Source organism: Haloterrigena sp. H1 (assembly GCF_005938085.1).
GTDB lineage: Archaea > Halobacteriota > Halobacteria > Halobacteriales > Natrialbaceae > Natrinema.
Genome location: NZ_SMZK01000002.1, coordinates 157,491 through 173,353, shown reverse-complemented (window position 1 = coordinate 173,353; position 15,863 = coordinate 157,491). Strand labels below are relative to the sequence as shown.

Sequence of the window (15,863 nt, the reverse complement as noted above, 5' to 3'; positions counted from 1 at the left end):
AGACTAGTGAACCGCCTTGGGGTCAAGCCCTAAGTCACTCTGCCTGCTCCACCTGTAGAAGTTGAAAAGAGACCCCATCGCGTCCACTGTCTTGCGTTTGTCAGACGCTCTGGTCAAGCCGTTTCTGAATAGCATCAGTCACCCCCACCATGTCCACTGTCTTATCGAGTGCCTCGAGTAATAAATCGGGGTTCGTATCGAGTTCATATTCATAGTATCGTCCGCCGGCTTCTCCCTTGTTCCGCTCTGTCCGGCTTACAATTCCTAACATTGCAAGCTCGCCAAGATGATCTCGCATCCGACGAGGTACGAGAGGGTCAACTGCAGCCCGATCACAAACGATTTCATACCGATCCTGAACATCTCGAGCACGAATAGGTGTACTCCCCTCTTCGTGTAGCATAAGTAGCGCGTACAAGACGAGATGTCCTTGTTGAGTGAGGCCAGCAACACCATCAACAATACGACTCCGCTCAAGTGATGATCGAGCCTCGTCGACATGCTCTACAGTAACCTGATCAGCGTTTTGTTCGACAGCCACATCACCGGCTTCCATTAACAGATCTAGGCTCTGACGAGCATCCCCAGCATCTTTCGCTCCAAAGGCAGCACACTTGGCAATTACACCATGTGGAACAACATCATCATAAAAGGCGAGGTCAGCACGTTGACGAAGAATATCACGAAGCTCATTCGCATTATACGCGGGAAATTGAAGTTCCTTTTCACATAAACTAGATTGAACTTTAGAACTCAGCGATTCACGGAATTTAAAGTCATTCGATATGCCTATGATACCGACCTTCGAGTTCTCGAGGTTGCCGTTCGCTCGAGCGCGTGGAATCTGATAGAGGATCGAATCATCATTGATATGATCAACTTCGTCGAAAACAATGATAATAGTGCCACCGATCGAGTCAAGTTCTTCCCAGAGCCATTCGTTGACCTGACGTTGAGGATAGCCAGTTGGCTTTAATTGATCGTCAGGATCTCGAAGTTCGTTGATCAACTGAATAGCAACTTGATAGCTCGTGCTAAGATCCTCACAGTTCGTCCGGATAGTTGTGAGATCAATATTGAATTCAGCGGCATCCTCTTTGAGCTCAGAAAGAAGATATCGAGTACATGCGGTTTTCCCGACACCTGCTTTTCCATACAAGAAGATGTTTGCAGGTTGATCACCGTTGATGACGGGTTGTAAAGCAGAGATATATTGCTGCAGTTCCTCATCCCGGCCAATGATTTCTTCTGGTTGATAATCTTCACGAAGGACATCACGATGGCGGAAGATATCGGTATCCGGCTGAAACAACCCCATTGATCTGAGTATATTCTCCGACCAACATAAAACCACTGCGTCCAGTGTGTCCAGTGTCAGGTGGCCGTTCCCTCTCCCACCCCACTATGTCCAGTGTCTTTCTGAAATTCCACTCTATTCCCCTTCCAGAAGTAGTTACTAGACCGAGTAAGATTTAAGTAGCTACTCTATAAATTAGTCCGAACGATATCTAGCTAAGGGAAATTACATAGATATATGCAGTGAAAAATAATGTGCGTATTTACTTTCCTTCCCTTTAATCAAAGACACTGGACACACTGGGGTGGGGGAGTATGTGTTACTCTCAGTGTGTGCCTTTGACTGGGAGTCGGGAAGAGATTGATCATGAGGACATCGGATATATCACCTGTCGCGTGATCCACTGTGCGCGACACTACCCGGATTCAATCATCGCCCACCCTCAGTTCCGTCCGGTGCTAATCTTCGTCCTCGACCCACCAGACGTATCGCTTTTCGATACTCGAGACACACCGTGTGCAGAGTGAACTCTGTGTGAGTGGGGCCTCAACTATCTGTGAAGGGGGATTTTCATCCCTGTTTTCTCAGGAAATACGGTGTGTCCTCCGTCCCCCTACGTTCCGTGCCGCTGGTCGAGCACTTCAATATCAGAATCTGTACTGTCAGGTCCAGCAACTGCCTTCGCACACTCGAGTTCACGGATCTCTCTTTGAGCCTGTCGTTCGAGCAGTTCGGCTCGCCGACACCGATCACGAGCCACGTCGTCGACACCGTCTTCGTCACCGATCGTGAACCGCTTGCCACGGTGATCGATCTGCTCGAGCATCAGTACCGATCCTCTGACTCATCTACTGCAGCATCTCGAGCGTCCGCTTGGAGGTGCTCGTAGCGGACCTCACAGCTGTCCGAACAGAACCGACCAGAATACCCTGTCCGATCGTGAGCAGGTTCCGAACACGTCGGCATCCGACACTCGTCGCGGTCAGTCATCTGGTGATCCCTCGGTTCAGGAGCCGAGTTGTTTCAGTGGCTGTCGATGTGATTGCTGTCTCTCTTTGTCTCATGGGTTACTACGGTGGACTCCCTTCGAGCCCCCGCACCCCTTCCGGGGGATACAAACCGTCTCGAGTGAGGAGATCACTCGACAGTCAGCGGCTGAATGTACCATCCGGCGCAGGGACAAGTCCCGTCCGAATCTCGAGGTCGACACGGCGAAGATGCTTACAGCCGTTGTCTGGCTGGCGCTGCTCGAAATCAGGACAGGTACACGTCGCTGCCTCAATATCGACCTCGTAGGTGTCGCGCTCTCACTACGGACCACGTAGACCGGACCCACTGCCCCGAAGCGGACGTCCAACTTCTCGTTCAGTGCACGGCGAGTTCGTGGGTCGTTGATCGAGTAGCCACCTGCCTCGAGGGCAGTCGCCGGCTGGGGGTTGTCGCAGGGGACGGAGAACTCGTTGCGATGGTTGCGTTCTTGGCCGCACTTCCTGCAGAGCCAGTAGCGTGTCCGATACTCGTAGCCATCAGTGAGATTGAGTTCGTACGGTGTTGGCTCCGCGCCTGGAAGCCACTCGTCGATCGCGACGAGCTCATGTCCGTTCAGTCGGGCAACGTCTCCTGGATAGCTGCGGTCACGATCGCTCGCGTACTTGTTTGTCGGGCTATCTCGATGCGGGTCGCTCTGGAGTGGTCGGTCTGTACTCATTCGTGGCCTCGAGGCACACGAGTATGCGCCTCACCCTCTCAGGCGCAGAAAAACCGAATACGATCCGCTATGGGGTTCCGTCGGCAGCCTTGAGAAACCGCTCTACTTCTTTTTTGTTGAGCCAGATTTCATGTCGTCACGGTTCGCGTGCTGTTTGAGAGTGATAGTGTCTGCGATGCCTGCCTATCAGACAAAAGCCGACAGCAACCGAGCTTGTAGTGGTGCTCGAGAGAGGTCAGGCCTAGTCTGTCCGAGGCCACCCAAGTTCTCGGACACCGCGCTCGCCGTAACTACAGATGCGAACTTAGCGCTGGCACTTCTGCTACCTATTAGAGATGTTGACGGAGTCGTGCTGAATAGAAGGCGCCGATCTTGCATGATAGCGGTGTTTAACTGCGATGCCTAGTAGTGATCACTTCCAGAGAAGTGCCTTCAATTCATACTGTGAAGACGCCGAACACGCCGAGGATTGCCACGAGAAGCCCGACGATCCCCAGCAACCCGAGATACTTCAGAGGTTCCCACCGGTATCGGAAGAAGGAGAAGAAGCTGGCAAATGAGAACCAGAACAACCAGAGCGGCTCGCCGAGCTGAAACGCCTGGAAACCCATCATCGATAGCAGACCTAGTGCCGCTTCAGGTCTGAGCTGCTAGATTTATCTACTCAGCGCGCGTCTTAGTACCATTCAGAAATATTCTGAAGCCCATCATGCCACGAACTCAGGAGTACGTTGTCGATCTGTCTGCCGATGAACGAGCCGAACTGAACGCATTGCTCGCCTCTGGAACGCACAAAACGCGTGTTCTCACGCGTGCCCGGTGTCTCTTGCACGCTGATGACGGCTTGACTGATGACGAAGTCAGTCAAGCCGTCGGCTGTCACCCTGGTACCGTTGGCCGTTACCGCAAACGCTACACCGAAGACGGCCTCGCGGCGATCAATCGCCGCAAGGCCGACCGTGTCTACGAGCGTAAGCTCGATGGACGCGAGGAAGCTCATCTCATTGCTTTGGCGTGCAGTGACCCACCGGAAGGATACTCCCGCTGGTCACTGCACCTCCTTGCAGAGCATCTCGTTGGACTTACCGAGATCGACGTTGAGTCGATCTCTCACGAGACCGTTCGGCAGGTGTTAAAAAAACACGACTGCACCCTCACCGATCCAAATCATGGGTGATCGAACCCAAAGAGAATGCCTCATTCGTCTGCAAAATGGAGGACGTCCTCGACCTCTACCACGAACCGTACGATCCACAGCGGCCAGTCATCTGTTTTGACGAATCCAACAAGGACCTCCACAAACACGTCCGCGACCCGCTCCCGGCGCGTCCGGGAGCGGTCGCTCGATACGACTACACCTACGAACGCAACGGAACACGGAATCTGTTCATGATGAGTGAGCCACTCACGGGATGGCGCCACGTCGATGTGACGAAGCGCCGGCGCAAGCAGGAGTTCGTCGAGCAGATGCGGTCACTCGTTGATGAGCACTACCCGGATGCGGTCCGCATCCGGGTGGTGCTGGATAATCTTTCGTCACACCAACGGTACGCTTTCTACGAGTTTCTACCACCAGCAGAGGCGAATCGACTGCTGTCAAAACTGGAGTTTCACTTCACACCAGAGCACGGCAGCTGGCTCAACATGGCTGAAATCGAATTCAGCGCACTCACCACAGAATGTCTTGACCGACGCATTCCCGACGCAGCGACACTCCGAGCGGAGGTCGCTGCGTGGGAACGTACCAGAAATGACGATAACTCTGACATTGACTGGCAGTTCACGACCGACGATGCACGCATCAAACTCCGCCAGCTATATCCAACAAATCACGATTGAAGCGGCACTAGGAAGCCGAGCATCCATTGCTGGTTGATCGATTCGTTCTCCCCGAGTTCGGTTTCTGAGGCGGTATTCATACGCTTTATAGGTTGACAGACGACATATAGCGAGCTTGTAGTTCTCGGAATCCAAGAACGGTAGCCGGAGTGCTACATACGCCCCTGTACTTACTGCTAACTTGCGCTCGTCTGTCCGATCCAGTAGCAATTCTCGGACGGTACTTTCGGCCTGTGCTTGCCCAAAGTCGTTGTTCAATACAGGCCAAGCAGATAACGGAGCAGCCACTGACCTCACCGATAGCTATCAAACTGAGTGCCGTAGATCCGCTACGGTTTCAATGGGAGGCTAGTTCTTCCGTTCGAGCGCATAACTTCTCTGTTGCGATCGGGCCACGCCAATAACCGATTACGAAGCAACTCGCCGTCAGCAGTTTCCGGATCGTATCCCCCGACTTTGGCGGTGAGCGTCAAGACAATCCAGCCGCCGTACCCGAGAATGACAGTCACACCAGTCAGTACGATGACCGAGACAACCACCCTCACGAGACGCTTCCTGAATCGCACCTCTGACTCTGAATTCTTTCCCCCATCTATGGCTGTCATACTGCTAATCACTATAGTTACTGTCAAAAACATCAGGGAGAATATCTCTTGGTGACACAGTGCTATATTCAGCCCGTCCACTCACAGACATCAATTCCCGATAAGCGGCTCTGTCGAAATCCTCAGAAGGTTACAGATTCACCCGATAGTCTGACTGGATGCAGGCCGTCCCAAAGTCGCGGTTGCTCAGATTCGTTGAGCATGTGTATCACTTGGCTCGCCGAGCTGTCGCTCGCTACTCGTCAAAATTCTCGAAACGCCGGTACACACTCCACCAACACATCGTCTTGCTCTGTCTCAAGGTGCGGAAGAATACGGCGTACCGGACGCTTCTTGACGAACTGATCGAGATGACCCGGATTCGAAACGCCATCGACCTTGAGGAACTCCCGTCTTCATCGACGTCATGTAAGGCGTTCAATCGGCTCGATATGGCGGTTTGGCGCGTCCTGCTCACCTCTCAGTCACACTCATCCCGACCAACGGTGTCGTCGGAATCGACGCTTCTGGGTTTGACCGGAGTCACGCCTCGAAGCACTATACAAAGCGAGCGAAGTTGACGATTCAGCAGTTGAAGGTCACGCTCCTCGTGGACACAGGGTCGAACGCGATTATCGACGTACACGTAACGACGACTAGGAAACACGACTCGCAGATCGCGCCGTCACTCATCAAGCGGAATACTGGAAAAGTAGCGGTTCTCCTCGGCGACAAGGGATACGATGACCAGAAGGTTCGCGCGTTAGCCCGTGAAACTGGTGTTCGCCCGCTCATCAAACACCGCGAGTTCTCCTCACTCCACAAAGCGTGGAATGCTCGACTGGACGCCGACCTCTACGGGCAGCGCAGTCAAAACGAGACGGTAAACTCTCGCCTCAAACGAAAGTACGGTGCATTCGTCCGCTCACGCCACTGGTGGAAGCAGTTTAGTGAACTTGTTGTCGGCTGTCTCACCCACAACATCGACAAGGCACTCTGAATGTTAGATGTAGGTGATATACCCTTAGAGAAATCCTGTCATTCCGATGAATAAAAATAGTATACCCAATCCGCGATAAAGCCAGACAGGAGTGTTAGACTCCGTAGATTGGTCGGATGATGAACGCCGAAGGAACTCAAATCCAAATGTATGAACTCTCTTCGGAAAGCTGACGTAGGCAAGACCAAGAATGATAGCTATGACGTATCCGGCTTGCCACAGAATATTCATACGTTATTTCTAACAAGTGGCAATAAATGTCTAATGGTCAGTACGCAGTTCTAACTAACGGTTGTGTCAGCGGAGAAGGTGTCGAACCAATAGGATTTCAACAGAGCCCGATAAGCGTAATCGTATGGTGTTGGATCTGTAACTGGTAGCCGCCCGTCGATCGCGACGAGTTCGTGTCCGTTCAGTCGGGCAACGTCTCCTAGATAGCTTCGGTCACGGTCGCTCGTGTACTCGTTTGTCGATCGATCTCGATAAGGGTCGCTCTGTACTCATTCGTGGCCTCGAGGCGAGTATGCGCCTCGCCCTCTCAGGCGCAGAAAAACTGGCTCGTCACGACGACTATGTAGAAAATCTGATCAGGTAAGGTGAGTATCGTAGCTACTGTCTTTTATTCGCCACAGGTTCGGCTGACTCCAGTGGTCGGTATTCGTGCTCACGCATTACACACACCACAAGTTTCACATGCACGAACCTGATTTTTAAACATGTAGTATGGTCCCCCGTATCGCGTCACTCCATAAGAACAAAGTCCTCCACATTATTGGTGGAACAATCGGTGTACTCGCCGCTTTTGTGCTGTTCACCGATGCGACTCTCCATACAATTGCTCCCGTAGCAGTTATCTTTTTCACACTCATATTACATGACGTCATAGACGAATCGTACGACCTTCCGAAGGGGTCGAAATGGATAGTTTACGGTGGCTCTATCTTCGCTGCAGGTGCATACTTGGTGGTCACCAATTTGGACACGTGGGTTGGGGGTCTCTTGGCCCTCGCAGGTCTCTGGTTCATCTTCGATGGTGCCACAGTCATCCGATATGAATCGTGCCAAGCGGAAACGGAACACGAGTACGTGTCTGGCCTTGATGACGAGACGGGTGAGGTGATGTTCCGACTGCAGACGTTGAACGTTGTGTATCAGACGCTGGAAGAGGCCTCTGAACCGCAAACCGCTGCAGAGATTGCAACCGCACGTGGCCTCACCGAATCACGCGCCGAAAGTGCTCTTGGGTATCTAAAAAGTAAAGGTCGTGTTGAGGAGATCGGAGACCAATATCATGCGAAGCCACCCCGATGGGGGAAGGTAACTCCTATTGTTGAGTTCCTCATGTGGGTCCCACGTCGGATTTTTCGCCCGTTCCATCGGGTAGCCGCGAGCGCTTAGCTCTCAACTCAAAGGGTGATAAAGAAGAAGTAATAGTAAAACAACTATTGAACTCTTCCTCATGACTATTTTGCCCGACCACAAGTAGCACTCAATGCAGCAAAACATCACATGATAAGAAGTAAACAAACAGGGCTCCGGAGACTCCCATATGTTCTCCGGTATACGGTCTAGCTGGTCACGAACTCAGCGCAGGTGTGGTTACTCGCCGCTCTCTTGGGAGGTGTGTTGAATGGCTGATGACTCAGAGTTCTCTTTCAATGGTCCAGACACCCTTCGTGGGGCAGTGATCATGCTTCTCATCGGGCTTTTGGCGACTGGATATGGCGCATACGATTACGTCCAGCAGTCTGAGGCACTCACGAACGCAGAAGAGGTCACTGCTGAACTTACTACAAAGGGCGTTGACACTGACACAGGTGGAAGTAGTTCTGGAGTCGACTACCGGCCGACGGTCCGGTTCACCTACGAATACGATGGGACATCGTACACGAGCACAAACGTGTTTCCGACAACCATTTCACCGACATACGACACGGAGTCGGAGGCTCGGTCGGTTCTAGATGGGTATGAGACCGGTGACACAGTCACCGCATACGTCCCACCAAGCGACCCTGATAATGCCTATCTGAAGCATCAATCCTCGAACGCGCCGCTTCTGGTTGTTGGTATCGGACTGTTCTTCGTAATTGGCGGCGGCGTGTCGACACTGAAACGCTATTAGGCAAGCGAATTGATGTTCTCCCGGTTTGCAAAAGCGAAGGTGCGTTTGGTCGCTATGTTTGGGCTGGCAAGGATGCTTGAAGACAGCGTTTGACGGTCGGCTCAGACATGCTCACTGAACGTGCGAATGGTGCGAAAGAGCACGATTCCCTCAGCTATTAGTGAGCAAGTCTTGACACAGCGCCTATGGAACGGCTGTATATCTATAACGGCGCTCTTGCAGTAATTGGGTTTTTACTTGGATTCCCAGCAGTGCGATCGCTCATTGATGGAGACCACAGCATTCCGGTACTGCTTCTGGCAATCGGTGGAGGTGGGATGGTTGTCAGTGCTGGCTACGAATCATTGCGAACCGATCCTGAGGAGTTTAATATCTCCGCCACCGCCCTCTTTGTGGTAGTTGGTGCTGCCTGTGTGGTTCTTCTTGGAACCATTCTCTCTACGGTGTCTGGTATCTGAGTGACCTGTACTTACATTCCCTAGGCGTCAATAAGCGTGTGACCGGTTCTATGATACGCTATTAAGCACGGAGAATTGTACAGAACACGAGTTTGCATCGAGATATAACGGCTGGAACTAATGTTCCTCAAACGGTCACTAACTCGAGCGGAGCTATCTCAGTCCCAGTAGTTTACCGAGAAGGAGGTCGGCCTACGGGGTGACGGCAGTTAGAATGTCCGCGGGTCGCTATCGACAACACTCGCAAATGCAACGTTCTTCTGAACCTGCTCGATTTCGATGGTAGGTTCGTCACCAGGTTGGGCTCCAGAGACGATCACGACGTAGCCACGTTCGACTTTTGCAATGCCGTCGCCCTGATCGCCGACAGTCTCGATTGTTACAGTACGTACCTCGCCTTCCTCGACAGGAGGTCCCGATGGGGTGTGGCTTACGGTCTCCTGAGAGGGAGATTGCTGTGTCTCCTGTTGTATCGATGACTCTGTTGAGGCAGGAGACTCAATGTAGCTTCAACAGTGAACGTCTAACGTATCTTCTCTGAGCGCGTCTCTTACTGAATGGGAGGGAAGAAATACATTGTTGAGCTCAGCGACGAAGACCGCAAGACGCTCGAATGGTTCATCTCTACCGGTGAACGGAGAGCCCAAGACAACACACGCGCACGTATCCTTCTGAAAGCTGATGACGGGCTCACTGATGCGACAATCAGTGAGCACGTCGGCTGTCATCCCCAAACCGTCCACAACACACGCAAAGACTACACTGAACGAGGGATTGCGGCGATTCATCGCCGCAAACCCGACCGTGAATACGAACGCAAGCTTGACGGAAACGCCGAAGCCCACCTCATCAAACTCGCCTGCAGCGAACCGCCAGAAGGACACTCTCGATGGACACTACACCTCCTTGCCGACGAACTCGTTACCCTCGACGAGATCGACTTCGAGTCGATCTCTCACGAGGCCGTCCGACAGCGATTAAAAAAACGCCCTGAAACCTCATCTTTCCAGCTACTGGGAGATACCTCCAGAACAGGACGCTGACTTCGTCTACTACATGGAAGATGTTCTCAATCTCTACCACGAACCGTACGACGAAACCCGTCCGGTCATCTGTTTTGACGAATCTAGCAAGGCTCTACGAGGACACGAACGCGACCCGCTCCCGGCCCGACCGGGAGCGGTCGCCCGATCCGATCACCGCTACAAACGCAACGGGAAACAGCGAATACACCTCTCGACAGAACCGCTGACTGGCTGGGTGAACGTCGAAATTACTGAGAAGAGGCGGACAACAGAATGGATTGACCGAATGGTCGAACTCGCAGATATTCACTACCCGGATGCGGACTGCATCCGGGTAGTGATGGATCAACTCAACACCCACAAGCCTGCTGCCTTCTACCAGTTCTTTCCACCAGATTATGCTCAGGCGTATCTTGATCGGTTCGAGTTTCACTACACTCCCAAGAGAGGAAGCTGGCTGAATATGGCCGAAATCGAGATAGGCGTCCTCAAACGACAGTGCCTTGATCGCCGGATCTACCACGCAGCGACCCTCCGAGCGGAGGTCGCTGCGTGGCAAAGGCGCCGAAACATGACCAATCGTTCCATCGACTGGCAGTTTACTACTGACGACGCCCGACTCAAGCTACGCCAGCTATACCCAATTGAAATTGAAGAGAATCTACAAATTCAGACTTGAAGCTACACTCAAGAACCGCTACGCGATATGTTTCGTCAGCTGACAACGCCTCGTGATCGACTTCACTCGGGGGAACTTCAATAAGGTACGTTCCATTTCGCTCTTCGATTGGAGCGCTGAACAGAGAGCAAAGGGAATCGGGAATCTCGACCATTGAGTTTCTAGTGTTTAGTACCCACGAGACAAGTAAGTTTCAGTACTTCACAAAGCTGGTCCTCGCGGATTGCGTCGTATGCTTGCTCGATAGTAGACTCACCCAGTACAGCTGAATTAGTTATCGGTCAGTCGCAGAACGATAAGAATGACCAAGGCGAGTGGGAGAATATACATAAGAAGAATAGCGGCTAACCCGATTGCCATATTAACTGCACTACCGCCCCCAGAATCTGTCTGTATGAATATGAGGATAACAAACCAGAGAGTTGCTAACTGAGTGATCGATATATCGTCCATCGGGTGTGATGTCAATAAATAGTAGTTTATAGAACAAGATATTTTCGATAACAGTAGACAGTAGTGCGATTTCTTTATTCAGAATCATGCCTGAAACTGAATTGGGCAGTTCGGTCACTACACGTGCGAACCTACCACTACGAATCCTATCAGATAACCCTGTGAACAACGGAAATACTTTATATTTATATAAAATATAATCCTATATGAACGAAATACATCTTAGTCTTGTTGGTCTGAATATTTCGATAGTAGGTGGGTTTTGGATGATTTTTACACTTTTTGATACTGTTGGTTCAATAAGTATTTTTCATCATATACTAATCTGGGGTGGACTCGTACTCTCACTTGTAAGTCTTCTTCTTCCCCCCAATAGAGGTGAGAAAAAATAATGTGCAGATGTCTCGCTGTTCTTAGTACAAATAAAATACAGTACCATCAACCAGTATTGCTTGCCTATACTGAACGCGAGTTTCACGAGCTACTCTGAATAAAGAAAGCGTATTACCAACTACCGATAAATACACACAGCTATCTGGATGTAATCAACACTGGAGGAAGTGTTACACGGCACTCTCTTCTTTCTGACCAAGCAGGTCGACGAAACAGATTGACCTGGTTCCGATCCGGTCAGGTTCAATGGTAACTCCGAGGCTATCGATTTTCGGTGATTGCTCCGTCGCCAATATCCAGATCTTCTCTCAAGTCTTCTAAAAGATGAGTTCCTTCTGTGTGAAGCTCATTTGCACGCTCGAGGGAGACCTCTCCATCCTCGAGCTGTGCGATAATTTCTTCGAGGCGCTCTGTCTTCTCTGAAATCGATGCATCGTCTGGGATGTCTGGTGTGTCGCTCATAGGTTTAACAGAAGGATGCCGAGCAACAGCAACACGAGAATCACGAGTACGGCGATCGTGATCTGCTGCCGGCGTTGTGACTCGCTGTACTCTTGTGCAACTGCTTCTTTCTCTTCCTCGTGGGCTTTCTGCTGTTCGAAGGACTCTAGTGCGTGATCGAGGTCTGTCTCAAGTGTCGTGAGCCGTTCAGCTGTTACCGCTTCAAACGCGTGGTCGAGGTCTGCTGAGGACGTAGCGAGTTCGCTGGTTACATGCTGTTTGTAGGCATTGTCGAGCCTCTCCTCTGTGTCCTCGAGTTGTGTCTGGACTGTCCGCTGGTACACACTGTTCAATCGCCCCGTGAGCTCCCGAACTTTCTCTTTCTCGTGGGCTTTTTGTTGCTCGAAGGATTCCAGCGCATGCTCGAGTTCTGTCTCAAGTGCCGTGAGCCGTTCAGACGTGAGCGCTTCAAACGCGCGATCGAGGTCTGTTGAAAACGTCGCGAGGTTGCTGTCGACCTGCTGTTCGTAGGCAGTGTCCAGGTTATTCACAGTCGCCTCGAGTTGAGTCTGGACGGTTCGTTCGTATGCACGGTCCAATCGATCAGTGACGTCCTCAAGTTCGGTTTCGAGATCCTCCTTTTTGGGTACGATCTCGCCTGCGTGTGTCGGCGTCATAACGCGCTTGTCTGCGACCTCGTCAGCCAGTGTCCGATCGTTCTCGTGGCCGACACCGACAACGAATGGCGTTGTGGTGTTGTGAATCACTCGACAAAGTGGCGTCTCGTTGAATACGCGGAGGTCCTTTTCTGATCCGCCACCACGGGTTAGCACGATCACATCGATGTGGGCGTTATCATCGAGTTCACTGATCGCTTGCATCATCGACAACATCGCATCGTCGCCCTGGACGGTCGTATGGTGGATGACGATATCCACGTCAGGGTGGCGGCCGTGAAGGCTTGTGACGGCATCTTCACGGGCATCGCTGTCTGCGCTTGTGACGAGTCCGATCCGGCGAGGGAACTCTGGGAGTGATCGGATCGAGCGCGTCATCTTCCTCGAGCAGGTCGTTTCAACCCCACAAGGGTCCGTCTGAAACACGAATCTGGACGATGACATCGCGAGCGATGTTCTGGCTTCGACCCCACAAGGGTCCGTCTGAAACATACCTGAAGTGTGCACGTTACGACTTCGAGTTTGCTGCTTCGACCCCACAAGGGTCCGTCTGAAACGACTTCGTTGAGGAACGCCTGGTCGTCGCCAACATCGCTTCGACCCCACAAGGGTCCGTCTGAAACCGACTGTAGACCGAATATCTTGGCTGATTTCCTCTGCACTTCGACCCCACAAGGGTCAATCTGAAACGATGGTGATTATGATCCTGATGAACAGGCGACGTTCGCTTCGACCCCACAAGGGTCCATCTGAAACTTCCAAAGAAATTGTCCGAGAGAGAGCTGTCTCCTTGGCTTCGACCCCACAAGGGTCCATCTGAAACCAGACAGCTCTTCGACCTCTTCCGAACTCACGCCGTCGCTTCGACCCCACAAGGGTCCATCTGAAACTAGTAGTGGTGTCACCAGGCTCTACCGAGGACAGGCTTCGACCCCACAAGGGTCCATCTGAAACGCAAGCAACGGACCACTGCGTACTACGATCGATTAGCTTCGACCCCACAAGGGTCCATCTGAAACCTCGAGTCCGGATCGTCGACGACGTCGCCGTTGTCGCTTCGACCCCACAAGGGTCCATCTGAAACACGGCGAAAGCGAATGGAGGTAACGGTCTTGGTGTCGCTTCGACCCCACAAGGGTCCATCTGAAACCGGGGAGCGGATCGGCGGCCGACCCGTCCGAGCAGGGCTTCGACCCCACAAGGGTCCATCTGAAACCAAGGGTGTTAGCGTGTTCTCCGTCGGCGACTACTTGCTTCGACCCCACAAGGGTCCATCTGAAACACGCCCGCGACTTCTGGGACCCAGAGGATGGCGGGCTTCGACCCCACAAGGGTCCATCTGAAACGACGTTACCCTTCGGGATATCTCGATGGAGATCGGGCTTCGACCCCACAAGGGTCCATCTGAAACGATGGGGCAACGTGCTGGATATGAGTATTAACGCTCTGCTTCGACCCCACAAGGGTCCATCTGAAACCGACCTCGAGGACGACGAGGTCCTCCGGTCGCGATCGCTTCGACCCCACAAGGGTCCATCTGAAACGCTAATAAACCTAACCGTCTACCAGAGTTGGATAGTCGCTTCGACCCCACAAGGGTCCATCTGAAACCAGTCTGTTCATCATCGTTCTGTGCCTTCTCGGACTTGCTTCGACCCCACAAGGGTCCATCTGAAACCCTCGGCTAACTCGTTGATGTTCGAGCTATTCATGCTTCGACCCCACAAGGGTCCATCTGAAACTATGAGTTTAAGAACGAGGGTATCGGTTATCGCTGGCTTCGACCCCACAAGGGTCCATCTGAAACATACACATCTCACAGACGATCCAGTGGCGGGTGAAGCTTCGACCCCACAAGGGTCCATCTGAAACCATGGTTTCCGAGTGTACAAAGTCCGAACCGAAGACGGCTTCGACCCCACAAGGGTCCATCTGAAACAAGTCACGCTGTTTTGATGCGCTGCATCGCACAAGCGCTTCGACCCCACAAGGGTCCATCTGAAACAAGTCACGCTGTTTTGATGCGCTGCATCGCACAAGCGCTTCGACCCCACAAGGGTCCATCTGAAACAAGTCACGCTGTTTTGATGCGCTGCATCGCACAAGCGCTTCGACCCTACAAGGGTCCATCTGAAACCAAAGCTCGAGCGAAGCACGTGACGGATAGCGACTCGCTTCGACCCCACAAGGGTCCATCTGAAACTCCGACTCTCGTCGATTCCAACGTCGTAGGTGTTCGCGCTTCGACCCCACAAGGGTCCATCTGAAACCCCGACTCTCGTCGATTCCAACGTCGTAGGTGTTCGCGCTTCGACCCCACAAGGGTCCATCTGAAACCGGTCTTGTTCTCCGTTCCATCGCCAAGATCAACCGCTTCGACCCCACAAGGGTCCATCTGAAACCAGTGCGATTGATATCCCGCTGACTGCCCCTGGAAGGCTTCGACCCCACAAGGGTCCATCTGAAACCCGAATCTATCTAATGATGGTGGGGCGCGGCTTAGCGGTGCTTCGACCCCACAAGGGTCCATCTGAAACACGGTCAACAGCCCCGGCGGAAGTTCGTTGTCCGAATAGCTTCGACCCCACAAGGGTCCATCTGAAACTCGCTCGGATACTGCGAGATGGACCCGCCGACGTCCCAGCTTCGACCCCACAAGGGTCCATCTGAAACCCTCCTGTCACAGTGAACGTTGCATCTCCATCCTCAATGTGCTTCGACCCCACAAGGGTCCGTCTGAAACGCAATCTAAACATCGCGCTGTCAAACTTCGCGAAGCAGCTTCGACCCCACAAGGGTCCGTCTGAAACTGGGTCCGCGAGGCCGTCGTCGCGCGCATGCGTGACGCTTCGACCCCACAAGGGTCCGTCTGAAACCAGTCAACTCCTCAGCTAGGAGGTCACTGGTACAGCTTCGACCCCACAAGGGTCCGTCTGAAACCGTACCTGCTCGTCTGGGCTGGCATGTGGTATCTCCGCTTCGACCCCACAAGGGTCCGTCTGAAACCATTTTGATCGAACGGACTGTCGTCATCGAAGCGGAGCTTCGACCCCACAAGGGTCCGTCTGAAACCCGGAACTCGCCGACGCCCTGGAGCGCGGGGAGCAGCTTCGACCCCACAAGGGTCCGTCTGAAACCGTCTCGTTTGCGAGGAGCGTCTCGGCGACTTGATGCTTCGACCCCACAA

At 52.7% G+C, this 15,863-nt stretch carries 13 protein-coding genes, 4 pseudogenes and 1 CRISPR repeat array (1 of these 18 only partly in view); of the genes and pseudogenes, 7 read left to right on the top strand and 10 right to left on the bottom strand.

Annotated elements, in window-relative coordinates; all coding sequences use genetic code 11:
* Nucleotides 1-100: 100 nt before the first annotated feature.
* The 5 genes and pseudogenes from E2L06_RS16185 to E2L06_RS22035 form a co-directional block, all read right to left on the bottom strand.
* Nucleotides 101-1,318, bottom strand: a complete 1,218-nt coding sequence (locus tag E2L06_RS16185) for an orc1/cdc6 family replication initiation protein (RefSeq protein ID WP_138782704.1) — start codon at nt 1,316-1,318, stop codon at nt 101-103.
* A gap of 592 nt (nt 1,319-1,910) precedes the next feature.
* Nucleotides 1,911-2,123 (bottom strand): hypothetical protein, encoded by a 213-nt coding sequence (locus E2L06_RS16180; protein ID WP_138782703.1) that lies wholly within the window; start codon nt 2,121-2,123, stop codon nt 1,911-1,913.
* Nucleotides 2,123-2,287 (bottom strand): hypothetical protein, encoded by a 165-nt coding sequence (locus E2L06_RS22040; RefSeq protein WP_171052410.1) that lies wholly within the window; start codon nt 2,285-2,287, stop codon nt 2,123-2,125. Before E2L06_RS22040 ends, E2L06_RS16180 begins: the two co-directional genes overlap by 1 nt.
* A gap of 158 nt (nt 2,288-2,445) precedes the next feature.
* A pseudogene (locus tag E2L06_RS16175) lies at nt 2,446-3,005 on the bottom strand (hypothetical protein).
* A 437-nt stretch (nt 3,006-3,442) separates the two neighbouring features.
* On the bottom strand, nt 3,443-3,619 hold the full coding sequence (locus E2L06_RS22035; protein WP_212750792.1) for a hypothetical protein: 177 nt from the start codon (nt 3,617-3,619) through the stop codon (nt 3,443-3,445).
* Between the two features lie 95 nt (nt 3,620-3,714).
* Here E2L06_RS22035 and E2L06_RS16170 point away from each other — a divergent pair.
* Nucleotides 3,715-4,844 (top strand): IS630 family transposase gene (locus E2L06_RS16170; RefSeq protein WP_212750790.1). Its coding sequence is split into 2 segments (ribosomal slippage): nt 3,715-4,150 and nt 4,150-4,844, totalling 1,131 coding nucleotides; the frame shifts between segments, so codons are not numbered across the junction.
* A 329-nt stretch (nt 4,845-5,173) separates the two neighbouring features.
* Here the strand turns inward: E2L06_RS16170 and E2L06_RS16165 are convergent.
* Nucleotides 5,174-5,449, bottom strand: a complete 276-nt coding sequence (locus E2L06_RS16165) for a hypothetical protein (protein ID WP_138782702.1) — start codon at nt 5,447-5,449, stop codon at nt 5,174-5,176.
* 158 nt (nt 5,450-5,607) lie between these two features.
* Here E2L06_RS16165 and E2L06_RS16160 point away from each other — a divergent pair.
* Nucleotides 5,608-6,428 (top strand): annotated as a pseudogene (locus E2L06_RS16160) (IS5 family transposase).
* 317 nt (nt 6,429-6,745) lie between these two features.
* Here the strand turns inward: E2L06_RS16160 and E2L06_RS23015 are convergent.
* A pseudogene (locus tag E2L06_RS23015) lies at nt 6,746-6,925 on the bottom strand (hypothetical protein); the annotation flags it as partial.
* A gap of 226 nt (nt 6,926-7,151) precedes the next feature.
* Between E2L06_RS23015 and E2L06_RS16150 the strand changes: the two are divergent.
* The 3 genes from E2L06_RS16150 to E2L06_RS16140 all read left to right on the top strand — a co-directional run bounded on the left by E2L06_RS16150 (nt 7,152) and on the right by E2L06_RS16140 (nt 9,008).
* Nucleotides 7,152-7,826: a TrmB family transcriptional regulator gene (locus tag E2L06_RS16150; RefSeq protein WP_138782700.1), complete on the top strand. Its 675-nt coding sequence runs from the start codon at nt 7,152-7,154 to the stop codon at nt 7,824-7,826.
* Nucleotides 7,827-8,058: 232 nt separating this feature from the next.
* A complete protein-coding gene (locus E2L06_RS16145) occupies nt 8,059-8,550 on the top strand; it encodes a DUF3592 domain-containing protein (RefSeq protein ID WP_138782699.1) in 492 nt (163 codons plus the stop codon).
* A 185-nt stretch (nt 8,551-8,735) separates the two neighbouring features.
* Nucleotides 8,736-9,008, top strand: coding sequence for a hypothetical protein (locus E2L06_RS16140; protein WP_138782698.1), 273 nt, complete (start codon nt 8,736-8,738; stop codon nt 9,006-9,008).
* Nucleotides 9,009-9,217: 209 nt separating this feature from the next.
* Here the strand turns inward: E2L06_RS16140 and E2L06_RS22800 are convergent.
* Nucleotides 9,218-9,430: pseudogene (locus tag E2L06_RS22800) on the bottom strand (TRAM domain-containing protein); the annotation flags it as partial.
* Between the two features lie 135 nt (nt 9,431-9,565).
* On the opposite strand from E2L06_RS22800, the gene E2L06_RS22225 reads away from it, so the two are divergent.
* Nucleotides 9,566-10,051: a helix-turn-helix domain-containing protein gene (locus tag E2L06_RS22225; RefSeq protein ID WP_212750788.1), complete on the top strand. Its 486-nt coding sequence runs from the start codon at nt 9,566-9,568 to the stop codon at nt 10,049-10,051.
* The gene (locus E2L06_RS22220; protein WP_212750810.1) at nt 9,999-10,712 is read left to right on the top strand and encodes an IS630 family transposase; all 714 of its coding nucleotides are present in this window, start codon (nt 9,999-10,001) and stop codon (nt 10,710-10,712) included. Before E2L06_RS22225 ends, E2L06_RS22220 begins: the two co-directional genes overlap by 53 nt.
* A 1,107-nt stretch (nt 10,713-11,819) precedes the next feature.
* On the opposite strand, the gene xseB is transcribed toward E2L06_RS22220, so the two are convergent.
* Complete coding sequence (gene xseB, locus E2L06_RS16125) at nt 11,820-12,020, bottom strand: exodeoxyribonuclease VII small subunit (RefSeq protein WP_138782697.1); 201 nt, start codon at nt 12,018-12,020, stop codon at nt 11,820-11,822.
* Nucleotides 12,017-13,054: an exodeoxyribonuclease VII large subunit gene (gene xseA / locus E2L06_RS16120; RefSeq protein WP_138782696.1), complete on the bottom strand. Its 1,038-nt coding sequence runs from the start codon at nt 13,052-13,054 to the stop codon at nt 12,017-12,019. Before xseA ends, xseB begins: the two co-directional genes overlap by 4 nt.
* 16 nt (nt 13,055-13,070) lie before the next feature.
* Nucleotides 13,071-15,863: a CRISPR direct-repeat array (repeat unit 30 nt; unit sequence GCTTCGACCCCACAAGGGTCCGTCTGAAAC); it runs 1,729 nt beyond the window's last position.